Here is a 17,558-nt window from a genome sequence, read left to right on the forward strand (position 1 = left end):
GCAGACCGACGGAAAGTGCACAACGGCGTCGCCGGCCGGGACGGGATGGCCGCGCATCGCCGACGCTCCCGCCGGGTAGCCGACCGGGCATGACCGCACCGGCAGACGACGTCACGCTCACGTTCGGCGGCACCGCGACGACGCTGCTGCGACTGGGCCCGTTCACCCTGCTCACCGACCCGAACTTCCTGCACCGGGGGCAGCGGGCGCACCTGGGCTACGGGCTGCGCAGCAAGCGGCTGACCGACCCGGCCCTGGTGCCCGCCCTGCTGCCGGAGCTGGACGCCGTCCTGCTCAGCCACATGCACGGCGACCACTGGGACCGGGTCGCCACCCGGTCGCTGCCGAAGGAGACCCCGGTGGTCACCACCCCGGAGGCCGCCGGCTGCCTGGCGAAGCGGGGGTTCACCCAGACCTCCGACCTGCGCCCCTGGCAGACCCACGAGATCGGCGCCGGCGACGACGTCCTGCGGATCACCAGCGTGCCCGGGGTGCACGGGCCCGGCCCGCTCGCCCGGCTGCTGCCGGAGGTGATGGGCAGCGTGCTGGAGCTGGTCCGCGGCGGCCAGGTGACCTGGCGCGGCTACGTCACCGGCGACACGCTGTACCGGCCGGCGCTGGGCGAGGTGCTGCAGCGGTGCGGGCCGCTGGACGTGCTGGTGCCCCACCTGGGCGGCACCAAGGTCTTCGGGGTCACGGTCACCATGGACGCCGGGCAGGGGGCCGACCTGGTCGAGCTGGTGGAGCCCCCGGTGACCGTGCCGGTGCACTACGACGACTACCCGGTGTTCCGCGACCCGCTGGGGAACTTCGTCGCCGAGGTCGCGGCCCGCCGGCTGCCCGGGGAGGTCCGCGTCGTCGGCCGCGGGCAGACGGTCTCGCTGCGCGCCTGAGGCTCAGCCCAGGAGCGGGCGCAGGTTCTCCGTCCAGACGTCCCAGCCGAGCCGGCCGATCAGTGCGGTGACGACGACCAGGAAGACCACCCGGATGAACCGGCTGCCGCGCGCGGTCGCCGTCCGGGCGCCCAGGTAGGCCCCGAGCACGTTGGCCGCGCCGAGGAGGAGCCCCAGGCCCCAGAGGACGGCGCCGTACGGCGCGAAGAAGAGCAGCGCGCCCAGGTTGGTGGCGACGTTGACGATCTTGGCCTTGGCGCTGGCGTTGAGGAAGTCGTAGCCCAGCAGCGAGACCAGGGCGAACACCAGGAACGACCCGGTGCCCGGCCCGAGGATCCCGTCGTAGAAGCCGATCGCCGCGCCCGTCGCCGCGGCGACGCCGTGGTGGCGACGGCCGGTGTGGCGCAGGGCGGTCACCTCCCCGAGCGAGGGGCGCAGCACGGTGAACGCCGCGATCGCGACGAGCGCGACGACGATGACCGGCTTGAACACCGCGGCCGGCAGCGCGGCGGCCACCGAGGCACCGGCGAAGCTGCAGGCCAGCGCCACCCCGGCCATCGGGAGGGCGGTCCGCAGGTCGGGGCGCACCCGGCGCTGGTAGGTGACGGCGCTCGTCGTGGTGCCGAAGATCGACGCCAGCTTGTTCGTCGCCAGCGCCTGGACCGGGCTCAGCCCCGGCACCAGCAGCAACGCGGGCAGCTGCACGAGGCCGCCACCCCCGACGACGGCGTCGATCCACCCGGCCGTCAGCGCGGCGACCAGCACGAGCGCGAGCACCGCGGGGGTCAGCCCGTCGGGCAGCAGGTCGCCCGGGAACGCGTCCGTCATCGCGGGGAGTCTGTTCTCCACCCGCCCCGGCAGCCCGCGCCGACGCGCGAGAGATCGGCGACACCCGCCGACCAGCGACTGCTCCGGCCGGCCCGTCGGTCCCCGGGATGACCCGTCGGGCTGCGCGGATCACCCCGGCGGCCGATGCCCGCTGACGCCGGCCGGCCCGACGCTGATCGCGGTCACCGGGCGGTGTCCGACGAGACGCGGAGGTCGACGTGAACAAGGTCCTGCTGGGTGTGGCCGGTGCGGTGCTCGCGATCGGCGCTGCCGTGGTCGGCGGCGTCGTCGTCGCGATGCCGGTGGGTGTGTCGGGACCGGGCGCGGTGCTCGCCGAGCTGCAGGGCCACACCGACACCGACAGCTTCGCCGACGCCGGTGACGCCCCCGACGGCTGGCTGCCCGGCTGGGTGAGCGGCAGTGACGTCGTCGTCGTGCGGCCGGGGGAGGCCGCCGGCGACGACAGCGGCGCCATCCGGGCCGACCTGGTGCTCGACCCGGGCACCGAGCTGCCGGCCGACTGCACGCCCGCGGACTCGATCAGCATGCCGTGGGACGGCGGCGGTTCCTGGCCCGAGCTGACCGATCAGCAGCGCTGCGGTGACTGGGTGGCCGTCCAGCTCGGGGACCACCTCTACCTCTGGGGCGAGACCTCCGCCGGGGTGTGACCAGCGTTCAGCACTGTGCGCTGGGTGCCCGTTCCGGCCACCGAGTGGGCAGTCAGTGCACAGTGCTCGCGGCTCGGGCGCGGTACACCGCAGCGATCTCCGCCTGGCACGCCGCGGGTTCACGGGTGAGCCGGGCGCAGCTGAAGCGCAGCACCAGCCAGCCACGGGCAGCGAGCGCCGCATCGCGCCGCAGGTCGCGTTCCCGGGCCTCCCGGCTGCCGTGGAATGCCGCACCGTCCAGCTCCACGGCCAGCAGCAGGTCCGGCCAGCAGGCGTCGAGGAACGCCACGCCGTAGGGGAGTCGCACGCGGTACTGCTGCCGGCACGGGGGCAGTCCGGGGACGTCCAGGACGTGCCGCATGCCCCAGATCTCCAACTCGCTCTGCGACCCGCCGTCCACCAGGGCCAGTAGGGCGGCCAGGGCCGCGCGACCGGGCAGCTCCGGACGCCGGGCCAGTTCGCGCCGGATGGCCGGCACGCCGGCCCGGCGGGTGCGGACCGCCGTGATGACCGCCGCCCGGGCGACGCCCGGGAAGCGGAGTGACCGTCGTCCGCCGTGCGCCTGCCCCCAGGCGTCCACCAGCGTCCGGGCCGGCCGGGTCACCGTCAGGCCGTCGACCCGGGTGCCGGACAGCTCGGTCACCCGGTGGACGGTCAGCTGCCGGGCCCGGGCCGGTGCCCGGCGCCGGGCGTCGATGGAGACGTGCACACGGTCGGCCTCGGGCGCCAGCTGCCAGGTGGACAGCGCGGTGTGGTGGCTCAGCACGCCCCCGGTCGACAGGACGGCGGCGACCGCCCGGGTGCGCCACCGATCGGCGCACTCCGGCAGGACGACGACGTGCGGCAGCGGGCGGATCAGTCGCCCTTGGGCAACCCACCGCGACACGCTCGTCGAGCTGGTCCGGCCCACGAGGTCGTCGATGCGGCGGACGCCGTCCGTGCCCATCACGCCGCGCAGGTCGACCGCCACACCCCGGAGCCTGCCGACCGGGCCGCCCGGTCAGGAGGCCGCGAGCGGATCTGTGGACAGCCCACCGCACGCCCCGCGAGGCACTGTGCGGCTGGTGCCCAGATCACCGCCGAACTGGGCACTCAGCGCACAGTGCCAGGCCGCGGGGGCGTCTCAGCGGCCGGCGAGCCGCATCGCCCGGGTCTGCACGTCGGCGCGCAGCTCCGCCTCGTCGACGGTGGTCGACACCCCGTCACGGACGACCTGCCGCCCGGCGACCCAGGTGTCCCGCACGTGCCGCGAACCGACCGACCACACCAGGTGGGTGAGCAGGTCGGTGGGCTCGCCGACCGGGACGAACGCGATGTCCTCGCTGTCCACGTGCACCAGGTCCGCCCGCCGCCCGGCGGTGAGCTGCCCCAGGTCCTCGCGGTCGATCGCCGCGGCCGCGGCCCCGGTGGCCAGCCAGAACGCCTCCGGCGCGGTCAGCGCGGTGGCGTCCCGCTCGCGCAGCCGGGCCAGCTGGGCGGCCAGCCGCAGGTCCTCGAACAGGTCGAGGTTGTCGTTGGACGCCGGCCCGTCGGTGCCCATGCCGACCCGGATGCCCAGGTCGAGCATGTCCCGCAGCCGGGCGGTGCCGCTGGCCAGCTTGGTGTTGCTGCCCGGGCAGTGGGCGACGGCGACGTCGTACTCGCGCCACAGCTCCAGGTCGCCGTCGTCCATGTGCACGCAGTGGTTCGCCAGCACCCGGCCGCCGAGCACGTCGTGCGCGGCCAGCAGCTGCGGCACGCTCTGCCCGTGCTGGGCGAGCAGCTCGTTCCCCTCGGTCGCGGTCTCCGCGACGTGGGTGGTCAGCAGCATCCCGTGCTCGCGGGCCACCTCGGCGGCCTGGGTGAGCACCGGCAGCGGCACGGTGTAGGCCGCGTGCGGGCCGATGCCCCACTCGACCTGGTCGTCGCCGGTGCCGCCGGACGCCGCCGCAGCGGCCAGCTGCTCGTCGAAGCTGCCGAACCCGGGCAGGCCCAGCAGCGGGTGGGTGATCACGCCGCGCGCGCCGGTGCGCCGCACCGCGGCGGCCATCCGGTCGGGGTGGAAGTACATCTCCACGCTGGTGGTCACGCCGTGGCGCAGCATCTCCGCCGACGCCGCGGTCATCGCCACCTCGACGTCCTCGGGCGTCAGCCGGGCCTCCCGCGGCCACATGACCTCGTTCAGCCACCGGTCCAGCGGCAGCCCCTCGCCCTGGCCGCGGAACAGCAGCATCGGCGCGTGCGAGTGGGTGTTGACCATGCCGGGGGTGAGCACCCCGGGCAGGGCGGTGACCTCGGCGTCCGGGGCCTCCGGGGCGTCGGCCGCCCGGCCGACCCAGCGGATGACGCCGTCCTCGACGTCCAGCACGGCGTCGGGGACCACGGTGCCGGTCCGGTCCCCGACGACGACGGCCCGGGCGGTGAAGCGCTGCAGCATGAGAGCTGAACCTAGTGCCGCCGGCCCTCGCGGGCAGAGCGACGACACAGCGAGCCCGGATACCGTGACGCCATGCTGCCTCTCGCCGCGGCCGCCTCGGACGAGGGCGGCATCACCGGCTTCCTGCTCGACCTCATCGACTCCCTCGGCGCGGTGGGGGTCGGCCTGACCATCTTCATCGAGACGGTGATCCCGCCGATCCCCAGCGAGGCGGTGCTCGGCGCCGCGGGGGTGCTGATCAACGACGGCCGGATGTCGATCGTCCCGGTGATCATCTGGGCGACGATCGGGTCGGTGCTCGGTGCCACGATGCTCTACTGGGTCGGGCGGCTGCTCGGCCCGCGCCGGTCGCACGCCTTCCTCGACCGGTTGCCGCTGGTGGAGACCTCCGACGTCGACCGCTCGTTCGAGTGGTTCGCCCGGCACGGGCGAGGGGCGGTCTTCTTCGGCCGGATGGTGCCGATCGTGCGCAGCTTCGTCTCCGTCCCCGCGGGCGTGGTGAAGATGCCGTTCTGGCAGTTCCTGCTGTTCACCGCCGGCGGCAGCCTGCTGTGGAACTGCCTGCTGATCGGGCTGGGCGTCGCGGCCGGCGACTTCGTGCAGGCCAACCTGCACTACCTGGACTACGCGGTCGTCGCCGTCGTGGTCGTCGCCGTGGCCTGGTTCGTCTACAAGAAGGCGACCGGGCAGTACCGCCGGCCGCCGGACGCCGGGGAGAACCTGCCGATCGAGCACCAGGAGGCCGAGCGCGGGGAGCAGGCATGACCTCCGGCGGTCGCACCCGGCCCGACGTCGTCGCCTTCGACGTCAACGAGACGCTGCTGGACCTCGCGCCGGTGCAGGCGGCCATGGTCGAGCGCGGTCAGCCCGGCCACCTGCTGGCCACGGTCTTCTCCCGCACGCTGGTCACCGGGTTCGCCGCCGCGACCGTGGGCACCTGGTGCCGGTTCCGCGACGCGTTCGAGGCATCGCTGGCGCAGGTGACCGGGCTGCCGGCCGCCGAGTGCTCGGCGGTCGCCGACGCGTTCATGGAGCTGTCGCCGCACCCGGACGTCGAGCCCGCGCTGCGCCGCCTCGCCGAGGGCGGGGTGCGGGCGGTCACCCTGAGCCACGGGTCCCCCGGCGTCGCCGAGGCCGGGCTCTCCCGCGGCGGGGTGACGCCGCTGGTCGAGCGGACGCTCAGCACCGAGTCGATCCGGGCGTGGAAGCCGAACCGGGAGGCCTACCTGTGGGCCGCCGGCGTCTGCGACGTGGCCCCGGAGCGGATGGCGCTGGTGGCGGCCCACTCCTGGGACGTGCTGGGCGCCGGGCGGGCCGGGTTGACCACCGGCTGGGTCGCGCGCACCGAGCAGGAGCCCGCCGCGGTGTTCGCCCCGCCGCACGTGCAGGGCCGCTCGCTGCCCGAGGTGGTCGACGCCCTGCTCGCCCTGCCCGCGGCGTGACGGCGCTCGACGTCCCCACCCCGCTCGGCCCGGCCCGGGTGCACCGCGCGGAACCGGACACGTCCCCCCGCGGCACGCTGGTGCTCGGCCACGGCGCCGGTGGCGGCGTGGGGTCGCCCGACCTGGTCGCGGTGACCGGCGCCGCGTGCGCGGCGGGCTGGCGGGTGCTGCGGGTCGAGCAGCCGTGGCGGGTGGCCGGCAAGCGGATCGCCCCGGCGCCGGCCCGGCTCGACGAGGGCTGGACGGCGGTGCTCGCGCACCTGCGGGACGACGGCGCGCTGACCGGCCCACTGGTTTTCGGCGGCCGCAGCGCCGGCGCCCGGGTCGCCTGCCGCACCGCGGAGGCCTCGGGCGCCGCCGGTGTGCTGGGGCTGGCGTTCCCGCTGCACCCGCCGGGGAAGCCGGAGAAGAGCCGGGCGGCCGAGCTGCTGGGCGTGTCGGTTCCCCTGCTCGTGGTGCAGGGCGAGACCGACGCGTTCGGCACCCCCGCCGAGGTGGCCGCCGTCCGGGAAGGGGTGGTGCGCGCCGTCCCCGGCGACCACGCCCTGAAGAAGGACCCTGCCGCCGTCGCCGCCGCCGTCGCCGCCTGGCTCGGCACGCTCCCCGCCTGAGCCGCCGTCCCCCTGCACCAAAGCGCGTCCCCCTGCACCAGCATTGGTGCGGGGGGACGCGCTTCGATCAGGTCACCTGATCAAAGCCGGCGGACGGTCAGCGCTTGCGGCGGCGGCGGAGCAGCAGGGTGAGGAGCACCAGCACCGCGGCGACCCCGGCGGCCGGGGCCGCGTAGCGGGCCACTGCCGCGCCGCCGGCGACCTCGAGCAGGTCGATCGGCTCGGGCTCGGGCGCCGGGGAGGCGGCCGGCCGGGGCGCGGGCGGGCCGGCGGTGGGCGTGCTCTTGGCCGGTCCCCGCCGGCGGGCCGGTTCGGCGGTGCGGTGGTGCCCGCCGGCGGCCGGCTGGGGGCGGCCTTCGCCGGCGCGGACGTCGAGCGGCTCGGCGGGGCCAGCGGGTCCGGCACCGGTGCGGTCTCCGGAGCCGCCTTCGCCGCCTTGGCCGCCTTCGCGGGAGCCGCCTTGGTCGGGGCTGCCTTCGCGGGAGCCGCCTTGTCTGCTGCGGCCGCGGCCGTCTTCTTCGCCGCAGCGGCGGCCTTCTTCGCCGGGCCCTCGCCCGCGGCGCCCTCGGCGGACATCGCCGCCTCCTCCACCACGCCCGCGGTCGTGGCGGCCGCCCCGGCCGCTGCGGCGGCGGTCTTCTTCGCCACCGTCGGCTCCTGGGAGGTCGCGGCGGCCTCCTCGTCCACGGCCACGTCGTCCGCGCCGGTGGCCAGCTGGGCGGCGAGCTTGTCGGCGAACTGGCCGAGCAGCTTGTTGCCGACGTCGGTCATCACGCCGCGGCCGAACTGTGCCGGGCGGCCGGTGATGTTGAGGTCGGTGAGCACGTCGACCCGGGTGGTGCTGCCCTCGGCGGCCAGGGTGGCGGTGATGGTCGCCGCCGCGGTGCCGTTGCCCCGCTGGTCCTTGCCCTTGGCGTCGATGACCGCGCGGTGCGCCGCCTCGTCCTTCTCCACGAACGACGCCTTGCCCTGGTACGTCAGGTTGATCGGGCCGAGCTTCACCTTCACCCGGCCGGTGAAGTCGTCGCCGGTGACCGAGTCGAGGGCGGCGCCGGGCATGCACGGGGCGATCCGCTCGATGTCCAGCAGCACCCGCCAGGCGTCGTCGATCGGCACCGGGACGATGAACGAGTTCTCCAGCTGCACTGCGGGACCTCCGGGTACGGGTTGCTCGACGACCTCCATCCGACCACGTCAGGGGGCCGTGTGCAGGAGATCGGCCCGCGGCACGCCGGACGGCGGCCCGGACGTGACGGACCGGTCCGGCCTGCGGGGGGGCTACAAGCCGACCGCCACGGCGACCGCCCGCCGGGTGAGCACGGTGGCCAGGTGCTGGCGGTAGTCGGCCTGGGCGTTGAGGTCGCTGCTCGGGCTGGTGCCCTCGGCGGCCTGCGCGGCGGCGGCGGTGACCGTCTCCAGGCTGACGTCGACCCCGACGAGGGCGGCCTCGGTGGCCCGGGCCCGCAGCGGCGTGGGCCCCATGTTGGTCAGCCCGATCCGGGCCTCGGCGATCCGGCCGCCCTCGCGGCGGACGGCGGCGGCCACCGCGACGATCGACCAGGCCTGGGCGACGCGGTTGAACTTCTCGTACCGCACCCCCCAGTCGTTCCCGAGCTTGGGCAGCCGGACCTCGACCAGCAGCTCCCCCTCCGCCAGCGCCGTGGTCAGGTAGTCGACGAAGAAGTCGGCGGCACCGACGGTGCGTCGGCCGCCCGGCCCGGCGATCACGAACTCGGCGTCCAGCGCCAGCGCCACCGCGGGCAGGTCCCCGGCCGGGTCGGCGTGCGCGAGCGCGCCGCCGAACGTGCCGCGCCGGCGCACCTGCCGGTCGGCGACGGTCGCGGTGGCCTGCACCAGCAGCCGGCCGTACCGGGCCAGCAGCGGGTCGGTGAGCACGTCGGCGTGGGTGGTCATCGCCCCGATCACCAGCGAGTCGCCGTCCTCCCGGACGCCGCGCAGCTCGGGCACCCGGGTGAGGTCGACGAGGGTCTCCGGCGCGGCCAGCCGCAGCCGCATCACCGGGATCAGCGACTGCCCACCGGCGAGGACCTTCACGTCCTCCCCGCCGTCGGCGACCGCCTGCAGCGCCTCCTCGACGGTGGTGGGCCGCGCGTAGGCGAAGGGTGCGGGTATCACTGGCCTGCCTCCTCGTGGTCTGCGGACTCGTAGCCGGACTCCGTGGTGCGGGCCCCGCCGTAGGCGTTGCTGCCCTCGGCGGCCCGGTCGCCGCCGTCGCCGCCGGTGTGCAGCGCCCGCCACACCCGCTCCGGGGTGAGCGGCATCCGGATGTCGGTCACGCCGAGGTGCCGGACGGCGTCGAGCGCGGCGTTGACCACCGCGGGTGTGCTGGCGATGCACCCGGCCTCGCCGACGCCCTTGGCGCCCAGCGGGTTGCCGGTGGCCGGGTGCACGGTGGTGCCGGTGTCGAAGTGCGGCAGGTCGGTGGCCGAGGGCAGCAGGTAGTCGACGAACGTGCCGGTGGTCAGGTTGCCCTCGGCGTCGTAGACCGCCTCCTCGTACAGCGCCTGCGCGATGCCCTGGGCCAGGCCGCCGTGCACCTGCCCCTCCACGATCGTCGGGTTGACGATCGTGCCGACGTCGTCGACGCAGGCGTACCTGCGGATCTTCACGAAGCCGGTCTCGGTGTCGACCTCCATCGCGCAGATGTGCGTGCCGTGCGGGAAGGAGAAGTTGTCCGGGTCGAAGGTGGCCTCGGCGTCGATGGAGGGCTCGATCCCCTCCGGGTAGTCGTGCGCGGCGAAGACCGCCAGCGCGATCTCCTGGATGTCCATGCCGGCGCCCGGCGTCCCGCGGACGGCGAAGCGGCCGCCGGAGAACTCCAGGTCCTCCTCGCTGGCCTCCAGCAGGTGCGCGGCGACCCGGCGGGCCTTGGCGACCACCTTCTCCGCGGCCTTGACCACCGCGGTGCCGCCGACCACCAGGGAGCGGGAGCCGTAGGTGTCCATGCCGCGGGGGGAGACCGAGGTGTCCCCGTGCAGCACCTCGACGTCCTCGAACGGGACACCGAGGGAGTCGGCGACGATCTGGCTCCACGCCGTCTCGTGCCCCTGCCCGTGCGGGGTGGAGCCGGTGACCACCTCGACCTTGCCGGTGGGCAGCATCCGGATCGATGCGGACTCCCAGCCGCCGGCGCCGTAGGCGAGCGAGCCGAGCACCCGGGAGGGCGCCAGGCCGCACATCTCGGTGAAGGTGGAGAAGCCGATGCCCAGCTGCACCGGGTCGTTCGTGTCGCGGCGGCGGCGCTGCTCGGCGCGCAGCTCGTCGTAGCCGATCAGCGCCAGCGCCTGCTCGGTGGCGGTGGCGTAGTCACCGGAGTCGTACTCCAGCCCGGCGACGGTGGTGAACGGGAACTCCTCGGCGCCGATCCAGTTCTTCCGGCGCAGCTCCAGCGGGTCCATGCCGAGGGTGACGGCGAGCTCGTCCATGATCCGCTCGATCGCGAAGGTGGCCTCCGGCCGCCCTGCGCCGCGGTAGGCGTCGGTGGGCACCTTGTTGGTGAAGACGCCGTCGCACTCGAACCGGTAGGCCGGGAACTTGTAGATGCCGGGGAACATGAACGCGCCCAGCACCGGCACGCCCGGGGTGATCAGCCGCAGGTACGCGCCCATGTCGGCGAGCAGCCGCACCCGCAAGCCCTTGACGTTGCCCGCGCGGTCGCTGGCGACGTCGACGAACTGCACCTGGTCGCGGCCGTGGTGGGCGGTCATCAGCGACTCGCTGCGGGTCTCGGTCCACTTGACCGGCTTGCCCAGCCGGCGGGCGATCAGCAGGCAGAGGATCTCCTCCGGGTTGACCTGCAGCTTCCCGCCGAACCCACCGCCGACGTCGGGGGCGATGACGCGCAGCTTGTGCTCCGGGATGCCGGTGACCATCGCCGCCATCACCCGCAGGATGTGCGGCACCTGGGTGGCCGACCACATCGTGTAGTTGTCGCCGAGGGGCTGGACGACGACCGAGCGGGGCTCCATGAACGCCGGGATCAGCCGCTGCTGCACGAACCGGCGGCTGACCACCACCTCGGCGTCGGCGAAGGCGGCGTCGGTGTCCGCGCCGGTGCCGGCGTCGCCTGCGTCGAAGACGAAGTGGTAGCTGGTGTTGGACGTGGTGTGCTCGTGCACCAGCGGCGAGCCGTCCTGCACCGCCTGCTCCATGTCGAGCACCACCGGCAGCGGCTCGTAGTCGATCTCGATCGCCTCGAGCGCGTCCGCGGCCGCCGTCCGGCTGCGGGCGACGACGACCGCCACCGCCTCACCGACGTGGTTGACCCGGTCGACGGCGATCGAGGGGTGCCCGGGGTTGACCATGTCGGTGGTGACCGGCCAGGCGCACGGCAGCGAGCCCTGCTCGTCGGCGAGGTCGCGGCCGGTGTAGACGGCGACCACCCCGGGCCGCTCGCGGGCGGCGGCGACGTCGATCGCGGTGATCCGCGCGTGCGCCATCGGGCTGCGCAGCACCGCGAGGTGCAGCATCCCGGGCAGCACCGTGTTGTCGGTCCACGTCGTCCGCCCGGTGATCAGCCGGGCGTCCTCCTTGCGCCGGCGCGCCTGCCCGATCTCGGGGGCGGGGGCGCCGGGCTCCTCGGTGACGGTCATGCCTGGGCCACCCGCTCGTCCGCCCCGGCCTGCTCGACGATCCCGGCGTCCACGAGCCCGGGCACGGTCACCTCGTGCTCCGCGCGCATCTCCGCGGCGGCGGAGCGCACCGCCTTGACGATGTTCTGGTAGCCGGTGCAGCGGCAGAGGTTGCCCTCGATGCCCTCCCGGACCTCGTCGTCGCTGGGGTCGGGGTTCTCCTGCAGCAGGTCGATCGAGGCCATGATCATCCCCGGTGTGCAGAAGCCGCACTGCAGGCCGTGCATCTCGGTGAACGCCCGCTGGACCGGGTGCAGCACCCCGGATCCACCCGGCCCACCCGACCCACCCGACAGGCCCTCCACGGTGGTGACCTCGCAGCCGTCGGCCTGGACGGCGAAGACGGTGCAGGACTTCACCGCGTGCCCGTCGAGGTGCACGGTGCAGGCGCCGCAGTTGCTGGTGTCGCAGCCCACGACGGTGCCGACCTTGCCCAGCTGTTCCCGCAGGTGGTGCACGAGCAGGGTCCGTGGTTCGACGTCGTCCGTGTAGGACACCCCGTCGACCCGCAGGTTGATCTGGGTCACCGAGTCCTCCGCTCCATTGCGTGGCAGGTGTGGCCGGGGTCACCCGGCGAGGTGAGTGTGGCAACGGTCACGCCGATCCGCCAGACCACGGGACGCGCGCATTCCTGCCCCACCGGCGGCCATCCGTGCCCTAGCCTGCCGCGATGGACATCGCGCGTTCCCGCGCCCTGCAGGCCGTCGGTGGGGTGGCCATCGCCGGTGGGCTGCTGCTGGGTGGCGCCTCGATGCCGCTGGGGGACTACGGGTGCGGCGCGGCGTTCGGGTCCTCCCCGTACATCGGCGACAACACCACCGACGTCGTGATCGCCTGCGCCGAGCAGCGCGCGGATCGCCAGGAGGTCGCGATCGGCTTCCTCGTGCTCGGGACGGGCGCGGGGCTCGGCGCCCAGGTGCACCTGTGGTCGAGCCGGCGCCCGGCCCGGGCGGAGGACCCGGTCCGTCCGCGGCGCTGACCGGCCGTGCTCAGCGGGCGTGCCGTCCTGGGTCCGAACCCGTGAACCGGGCACTGCGCGTGCTGGTCACCGCGCTCGCCATCGAGGACGGGGCGGTCCGGCCACCGGTTGTCGGTCGGGTGGAGGCCTACCCGCTGGGCTTCACCGAGGTCGACGGCGACCCGGCCGCCTCGGTGCTGCGGGCCCGGGCCGAGCCGCTGACCGGAGATCGAGCCGACGGGGTACCGATGGGCCCCGGACGCATCTGGCCGACCCTGCTGGCCGGCGCCGGGTGGCAGGCGATCTGGCCGGCGCCGCGTCCGGTCGTGGGGGAGGTGGAGCTGCGCGGCACCCTCCTGGTCGACCTGCTGCTCGGCACCGACGGCTGGCCCACCCGCGGCCGGGTGACCCGGGTGCAGGTGGTCGCGGTGACCCGGGACCCGGCGGAGTCGGAGATCTGGCGCCCGCTGCCGGGCGGCCACCGGCTGCGGGACGTGGAGACCGCACCGCGCTGGTTCGACTCCGGGGTGCGTCCACCGCCGGGCATGGAGCCCGGCCGCTGGTACGCCCCCGTCCACGCCGACCCGTGGGTGCAGGAGACCGGCGTCCTGGTGGACCTGGACCTCGACGACGTCCCGCCGCTCCCGCTCCGCCCAGCACTGCTGCCCGGGGCGGTCGGCGGGTACGGCGACGACCTCTGGGTGGCCGACGAGCGGTTGCCGCTGCTCGTCCGGCTGCACGGTGGCCGCACCAGGATGGAGGTCGTGGCCGAGCACCCCTGGCCCGGCGAGATCCTCCCCGCCGGGCAGGAACGCGGGCGGACCCTGCACACCGACGCCAGCGGCTGCTGGCTCACCGGTCCGGACGGCACGCACCGCTGCGAGCGGGACGGCCCGGTGCACCTGGTGGACGACGTCCCGGTGTGGCTGGCGGCGGCATCGGGCGGGACGCTGGCCACCGTGTCGCGCCGCGATCCCGGCGATCCGCGCAGCCCTACGGCGCTCCGGCTCCACACCCGGGACGGCGGGGTCATCGAGGTGCCGGCGGCCGCCGACCGGGTCGTGGAACTGGTCGCGGTCCCCGACGGCTTCCTGCTCGCACTCCAGGGGGACGATCCGCGGCTGGCACACCTCGACCGGGCCGGCGAGCTCCTCGAGGGACCGCCGCTGACCGGCGTCCGGCACGTGCTCGGGCTGGTCGGCGGGGTGCGCCCGGCCCTCCAGGGTCCGGAGGCGGAGCTGCGGCCGGTGGACGTCGACCTGCGCGTGGGCGACCCGCTGCCCGGGCGGGTGCTGCGTGGCTGGGCGATGGACGGCCGGAGCTGGTGGTGGACCCATCCGCCGGACGACTGGGACCCGACCGCGGCCGGGATCGACCCGACCGACGACCGGCAGCGCTGGCTGCTCACCGAGATCGATGCGGCGACCGGGGCGCCGCGGGGCTCGGTCGCGGTGACCAGCCCCCCGGATCACGTGACCGTGGCCGCGGGTCGTGCGGTCTGGTGCTCGGCCGGCGCGGTGGAGCGCTGGCCGGTCCGCGGCGCCGTCCCCGAGCTGGTGGACGTCGCCGCCGCGCTGGCCCGGTTCCGCGGCGCCGCTGACCGCTGACGCGGCCGGACGGACCGGCCCACCCGGCCGCTGGACCGGCGCGGCTGACCCACCGCGCGGTCAGCGAGCGGCGAGCTCCCGGCGGCGCAGCACTGCGGAGGCGAGCAGGAAGCCCAGGCCGAGCACGGCCAGCCCGGCGCCGACGCCGCTGGGCGCTCGGTAGCCCCAGCCGGCGGCGATGACCAGCCCGCCGAGCCAGGCGCCGAGGGCGTTGGCGGCGTTGAGCGCGGAGTGGTTCAGCGCGGCGCCGAGCATCTGCGCCTCGCCGGCGACCTCCATCAGCCGCAGCTGGAGCAGCACCACCATCGTCGAGGCCGACGCGGCGACCAGGAAGACGTTCGCGATCAGGGTGACCGCCTGCAGCGACCCGACCAGCATCAGCGCCAGCAGCACGCCGGTGGCGATCGTGGCGCCGACCAGCGAGGGGAACAGCGCCCGGTCGGCCAGCCGGCCACCCAGCGCCGTCCCCAGCAGGCCCCCGAGGCCGAAGGCCAGCAGCACCACCGGCACGAACCCGGCGGACATCCCGGTGACGTCGGTGACGGTGGGCGCGATGTAGCTGTACATGGCGAAGAGACCGCCGAAGCCGACGGTGGCCACCCCCAGGGTGAGCAGCACCTGCGGGCGGCGCAGCGCGCCGAGCTCGGCGCGCATGGAGGCGTCCTGGCGCCCCGGCGACGAGGGCACCACCAGCAGGATCGCCACGACCGTGACGACGGCGATGCCCACCACCGCCCAGAAGGCCGACCGCCAGCCCAGGTGCTGGCCGAGCCACGTTCCCGCGGGCACGCCGGCGACGTTGGCCGCGGCCAGCCCCAGCATCACCGAGCTGACCGCGCGGCCGCGCAGGTGCGGGGCGACCAGCGAGGCGGCGATCAGCGACGCCGCCCCGAAGTAGGCCCCGTGCGGCAGCCCGCCGACGAACCGGGCCAGCAGCAGGGTCGGGTACCCGGGGGCCAGCGCGGTGAGCGCGTTGCCGACCAGGAAGGCGACCATCAGGCCGACGGCGAGCCCGCGGCGGGGGAGCCGGGCGCCCAGCGCGGCGAGCACCGGTGCGCCGATGACGACGCCGAGCGCGTAGGCGGAGATGTAGTGGCCGGCCTCGGGGATGGTGACCCCGGTGCCGGCGGCGATGTCCGGCAGCAGGCCCATGGTGACGAACTCGGTGGTCCCGATGGCGAAGCCGCCCAGGCCCAGCGCCCCGATCGCCAGGGCCGCGGTGCGCGCCGAGGGCAGCGCCGGCTCCGCCGTCGTGGCCGGGGTGGTCGTTGCCGAGGGTGCTGCGCTCACAGCCGGTGCCAAGGACACCCTGCCGTCCCGGCATTCCCCCCGGCCGGTGTGGCACGCGCCTCCGGGTTTCGGCGCGAACCCGGAGCGCTGCTGCCGAGACTCCCGGGAGGACCCGAGGAGAGGCGGCGATGGCCGGACCGCGCAGGACCACCCCGACCCGCAGGAGGAAGCGCCGCCCGGCGCGGCACCCCGGGCGCTGGGTGGTGCCCACGCTCGCCGTCGCCGGTGGGCTGCTGGTCGCGGCCACGCAGGTCGCCCCCACGGTGCTGGAGGTGACCACCACCAGTCGCGGCGTCGCCGTCGGCGCGCAGCTGAACGTCGACAGCCCGGTGGGCACCGACCCGTTCACCGCGGCCGTGACCAGCGAGGGGCTGGCGCACGCCGGCTCGGCGGCCGCCCGGCAGGCGGACACCGGCCTGGTCGTGCCCCAGCCGCCGCGGCCGCACCGGATCGTCGTGATGCCCAACGCCAACGTGGGCGAGCCGCCGGAGCTCACCCCGCGCCCCGACCCGTGCGGTGGCTTCACCACACCGCGGCGGATGGACCCCGGCGTCGTCCCCGGTCCCGGGTCGGCGACGGTGAGCTGGATGACCGCGAACCGGCCCGAGGTGCTGTCCTACCGGGTGTCCGCGGTGAGCCAGGTGCTGGTGCCGGGCGAGCAGGCCGACCCGGTCCGGCTGCAGGTGCCCGCGGCCGAGGGGTGCCAGGAGCAGGCCGTCGTGCTGCCCGGGCTGACCCCCGGCGTCCCCTACGTGTTCTGGCTGGAGGAGGAGACGCTCAGCCCGAGCACCGGGGTGGCCCGGCTGTTCCAGGTCGGCACCTCGGCGCCGGTGGTCATCGGCTGACCACCGGCGCCGCGGACGTCAGTGCGCGACGGCCGGGGTGTCGGCGGGGTCGACGTCGGTCAGCTCCCACGGCCGGACGACGGTGAAGAGGACCACCAGCGCGAGCACCAGCGACCCGACGATCACCGTGCCCATGGCGACCGCGTCGTTGCCGAGCAGCCCCACCACCGGGGAGACCGCGGCGCCCACGCCGAACTGCACCGCGCCGAGCAGCGCCGCGGCGGTGCCGGCGGCCTCCCCGTGCCGGGACAGCGCCAGCGCCGGGGCGTTGGGCAGCGCGAGACCGCAGGCGGCGAGCACGCCCCACAGCGGGATCGCCACGCCGAACAGACCGCCGGTGCCGGTGGCGGCCAGCGCCAGCAGCACCGCGCCGGCGACCGCGCCGGCGATCGTGGCCGAGACCAGGATCTGGGCCGGGCCGAACCAGCGCAGGAGCACCGGGTTGAACTGCGTGGCGCCGATCAGGAAGACCGCCCCGGCACCGAAGAACAGGCCGAACTGCTGCTCGCTCAGGCCGAAGTCGCGCTGGTAGACGAAGGACGAGCCGGAGACGTAGGCGAACAGCCCGGCCATGGTCAGGCCGGCGACGAGCACCAGGCCGACGTAGGTGCGGTCCCGCAGCAGGGCCCGGTAGCCGCGCAGCGTGCCGACGACGCCGTTGCTGCGCCGGCGCTCCGGCGGCAGGGTCTCACGCAGCGCGAACCAGCCCATGGCGACCAGCAGCGCGCCGTAGACGGCGAGGACGACGAACACCCCGCGCCAGGAGGTGAACCGGAGCACCTCGCCACCGATGGTCGGGGCGAGCACCGGTGCCGCGCCGATCACCAGGAACAGCCGGGAGAGCATGGTGGCCGCGGCCCGGCCGGTGAACAGGTCCCGGACGACGGCGATCGCGATCACCGCACCGGCGGCGGCGCCGACCCCCTGGAAGAACCGCAGCGCGCCGAGCACGGCGACGTTGGGGGCGACGAGCACCAGCAGCGACGCCAGCACGTGCACCGCGGTACCGGCCAGCAGCGGGCGGCGCCGGCCCAGCGCGTCGGCCAGCGGGCCGAGCACCAGCTGGCCCAGGGCGAGGCCGACGAGCGTGCCGGTGAGGGTGAGCTGCACCGTCGCCGAGGTGGTCTGCAGGTCCTCGGTGATGGTCGGCAGCGCCGGCAGGTACATGTCGATGGTCAGCGGGCCGAGGGCGACGAACGCCCCGAGGACCAGCGCGGTGCGGGCCTGGCTGCGCGGTGCCGGCTCCGGTGCGCGGTGTGCCCGCGCGCCGGTGGCGGGCGCCGCGGCAGCGGTGTCCTGGGTGGTGGTCAAGCGGGGCTCCCCGTGGTCGATCATCTCGCGGGGCCGA

Annotated in this window: 17 protein-coding genes; 8 read left to right on the top strand and 9 right to left on the bottom strand. The window is 75.4% G+C overall.

Annotation, left to right across the window (positions count from 1 at the left end; genetic code table 11):
• Positions 1 to 89: 89 nt before the first annotated feature.
• Complete coding sequence (locus tag JD78_RS16420; protein ID WP_153359667.1) at positions 90 to 893, top strand: MBL fold metallo-hydrolase; 804 nt, start codon at positions 90 to 92, stop codon at positions 891 to 893.
• 3 nt (positions 894 to 896) lie between these two features.
• Here the strand turns inward: JD78_RS16420 and JD78_RS16425 are convergent, their stop codons facing one another.
• Entirely contained in the window at positions 897 to 1,721 is an 825-nt protein-coding gene (locus tag JD78_RS16425) for a sulfite exporter TauE/SafE family protein (RefSeq protein ID WP_153359665.1), read from the bottom strand.
• A gap of 218 nt (positions 1,722 to 1,939) precedes the next feature.
• On the opposite strand from JD78_RS16425, the gene JD78_RS16430 reads away from it, so the two are divergent.
• Positions 1,940 to 2,389, top strand: a complete 450-nt coding sequence (locus tag JD78_RS16430; protein ID WP_153359663.1) for a hypothetical protein — start codon at positions 1,940 to 1,942, stop codon at positions 2,387 to 2,389.
• A 52-nt stretch (positions 2,390 to 2,441) separates the two neighbouring features.
• Here JD78_RS16430 and JD78_RS16435 read toward each other — a convergent pair whose 3' ends face one another.
• Together JD78_RS16435 and JD78_RS16440 are read right to left on the bottom strand one after the other, a co-directional pair.
• A complete protein-coding gene (locus JD78_RS16435; RefSeq protein ID WP_153359661.1) occupies positions 2,442 to 3,359 on the bottom strand; it encodes a DUF559 domain-containing protein in 918 nt (305 codons plus the stop codon).
• Positions 3,360 to 3,512: 153 nt separating this feature from the next.
• The gene (locus tag JD78_RS16440; protein ID WP_153359659.1) at positions 3,513 to 4,805 is read right to left on the bottom strand and encodes an amidohydrolase family protein; all 1,293 of its coding nucleotides are present in this window, start codon (positions 4,803 to 4,805) and stop codon (positions 3,513 to 3,515) included.
• A gap of 72 nt (positions 4,806 to 4,877) precedes the next feature.
• Here JD78_RS16440 and JD78_RS16445 point away from each other — a divergent pair, with 72 nt between their 5' ends.
• Genes JD78_RS16445 through JD78_RS16455 form a run of 3 tightly spaced genes read left to right on the top strand, consistent with a single transcriptional unit; the run spans position 4,878 to position 6,858 of the window.
• Positions 4,878 to 5,570 carry a DedA family protein gene (locus JD78_RS16445; RefSeq protein WP_153359657.1) on the top strand — a complete coding sequence of 231 codons (693 nt, stop codon included), beginning with the start codon at positions 4,878 to 4,880 and terminating at the stop codon, positions 5,568 to 5,570.
• Positions 5,567 to 6,247 (top strand): HAD-IA family hydrolase, encoded by a 681-nt coding sequence (locus tag JD78_RS16450; protein WP_153359655.1) that lies wholly within the window; start codon positions 5,567 to 5,569, stop codon positions 6,245 to 6,247. The genes JD78_RS16445 and JD78_RS16450 overlap by 4 nt, the downstream gene beginning before the upstream one ends.
• Positions 6,244 to 6,858: an alpha/beta hydrolase family protein gene (locus JD78_RS16455; RefSeq protein WP_153359653.1), complete on the top strand. Its 615-nt coding sequence runs from the start codon at positions 6,244 to 6,246 to the stop codon at positions 6,856 to 6,858. Before JD78_RS16450 ends, JD78_RS16455 begins: the two co-directional genes overlap by 4 nt.
• Positions 6,859 to 6,930: 72 nt before the next feature.
• Here JD78_RS16455 and JD78_RS22360 read toward each other — a convergent pair whose 3' ends face one another.
• From JD78_RS22360 to JD78_RS16475, 4 genes are all read right to left on the bottom strand, one after another.
• Positions 6,931 to 8,004, bottom strand: coding sequence for an SRPBCC family protein (locus JD78_RS22360; protein ID WP_243731062.1), 1,074 nt, complete (start codon positions 8,002 to 8,004; stop codon positions 6,931 to 6,933).
• 132 nt (positions 8,005 to 8,136) lie between these two features.
• Positions 8,137 to 8,994, bottom strand: coding sequence for an FAD binding domain-containing protein (locus JD78_RS16465; RefSeq protein WP_153359649.1), 858 nt, complete (start codon positions 8,992 to 8,994; stop codon positions 8,137 to 8,139).
• The gene (locus JD78_RS16470) at positions 8,991 to 11,471 is read right to left on the bottom strand and encodes a xanthine dehydrogenase family protein molybdopterin-binding subunit (RefSeq protein WP_153359647.1); all 2,481 of its coding nucleotides are present in this window, start codon (positions 11,469 to 11,471) and stop codon (positions 8,991 to 8,993) included. Before JD78_RS16470 ends, JD78_RS16465 begins: the two co-directional genes overlap by 4 nt.
• Positions 11,468 to 12,037 carry a (2Fe-2S)-binding protein gene (locus tag JD78_RS16475; RefSeq protein WP_153359645.1) on the bottom strand — a complete coding sequence of 190 codons (570 nt, stop codon included), beginning with the start codon at positions 12,035 to 12,037 and terminating at the stop codon, positions 11,468 to 11,470. Before JD78_RS16475 ends, JD78_RS16470 begins: the two co-directional genes overlap by 4 nt.
• Positions 12,038 to 12,180: 143 nt before the next feature.
• Between JD78_RS16475 and JD78_RS16480 the strand changes: the two genes are divergently transcribed.
• On the top strand, positions 12,181 to 12,489 hold the full coding sequence (locus tag JD78_RS16480; protein ID WP_153359643.1) for a hypothetical protein: 309 nt from the start codon (positions 12,181 to 12,183) through the stop codon (positions 12,487 to 12,489).
• Positions 12,490 to 12,530: 41 nt separating this feature from the next.
• Positions 12,531 to 14,075 (top strand): hypothetical protein, encoded by a 1,545-nt coding sequence (locus JD78_RS16485; protein WP_153359641.1) that lies wholly within the window; start codon positions 12,531 to 12,533, stop codon positions 14,073 to 14,075.
• A gap of 60 nt (positions 14,076 to 14,135) precedes the next feature.
• Here the strand turns inward: JD78_RS16485 and JD78_RS16490 are convergent, their stop codons facing one another.
• The gene (locus JD78_RS16490; protein ID WP_153359640.1) at positions 14,136 to 15,365 is read right to left on the bottom strand and encodes an MFS transporter; all 1,230 of its coding nucleotides are present in this window, start codon (positions 15,363 to 15,365) and stop codon (positions 14,136 to 14,138) included.
• A 128-nt stretch (positions 15,366 to 15,493) separates the two neighbouring features.
• Between JD78_RS16490 and JD78_RS16495 the strand changes: the two genes are divergently transcribed.
• Positions 15,494 to 16,210, top strand: coding sequence for a fibronectin type III domain-containing protein (locus JD78_RS16495; protein ID WP_153359638.1), 717 nt, complete (start codon positions 15,494 to 15,496; stop codon positions 16,208 to 16,210).
• Between the two features lie 18 nt (positions 16,211 to 16,228).
• Here the strand turns inward: JD78_RS16495 and JD78_RS16500 are convergent, their stop codons facing one another.
• Complete coding sequence (locus JD78_RS16500; RefSeq protein WP_228395116.1) at positions 16,229 to 17,521, bottom strand: multidrug effflux MFS transporter; 1,293 nt, start codon at positions 17,519 to 17,521, stop codon at positions 16,229 to 16,231.
• Between the last annotated feature and the right edge of the window lie 37 nt (positions 17,522 to 17,558).

The organism is Modestobacter roseus, assembly GCF_007994135.1.
GTDB lineage: Bacteria > Actinomycetota > Actinomycetes > Mycobacteriales > Geodermatophilaceae > Modestobacter > Modestobacter roseus.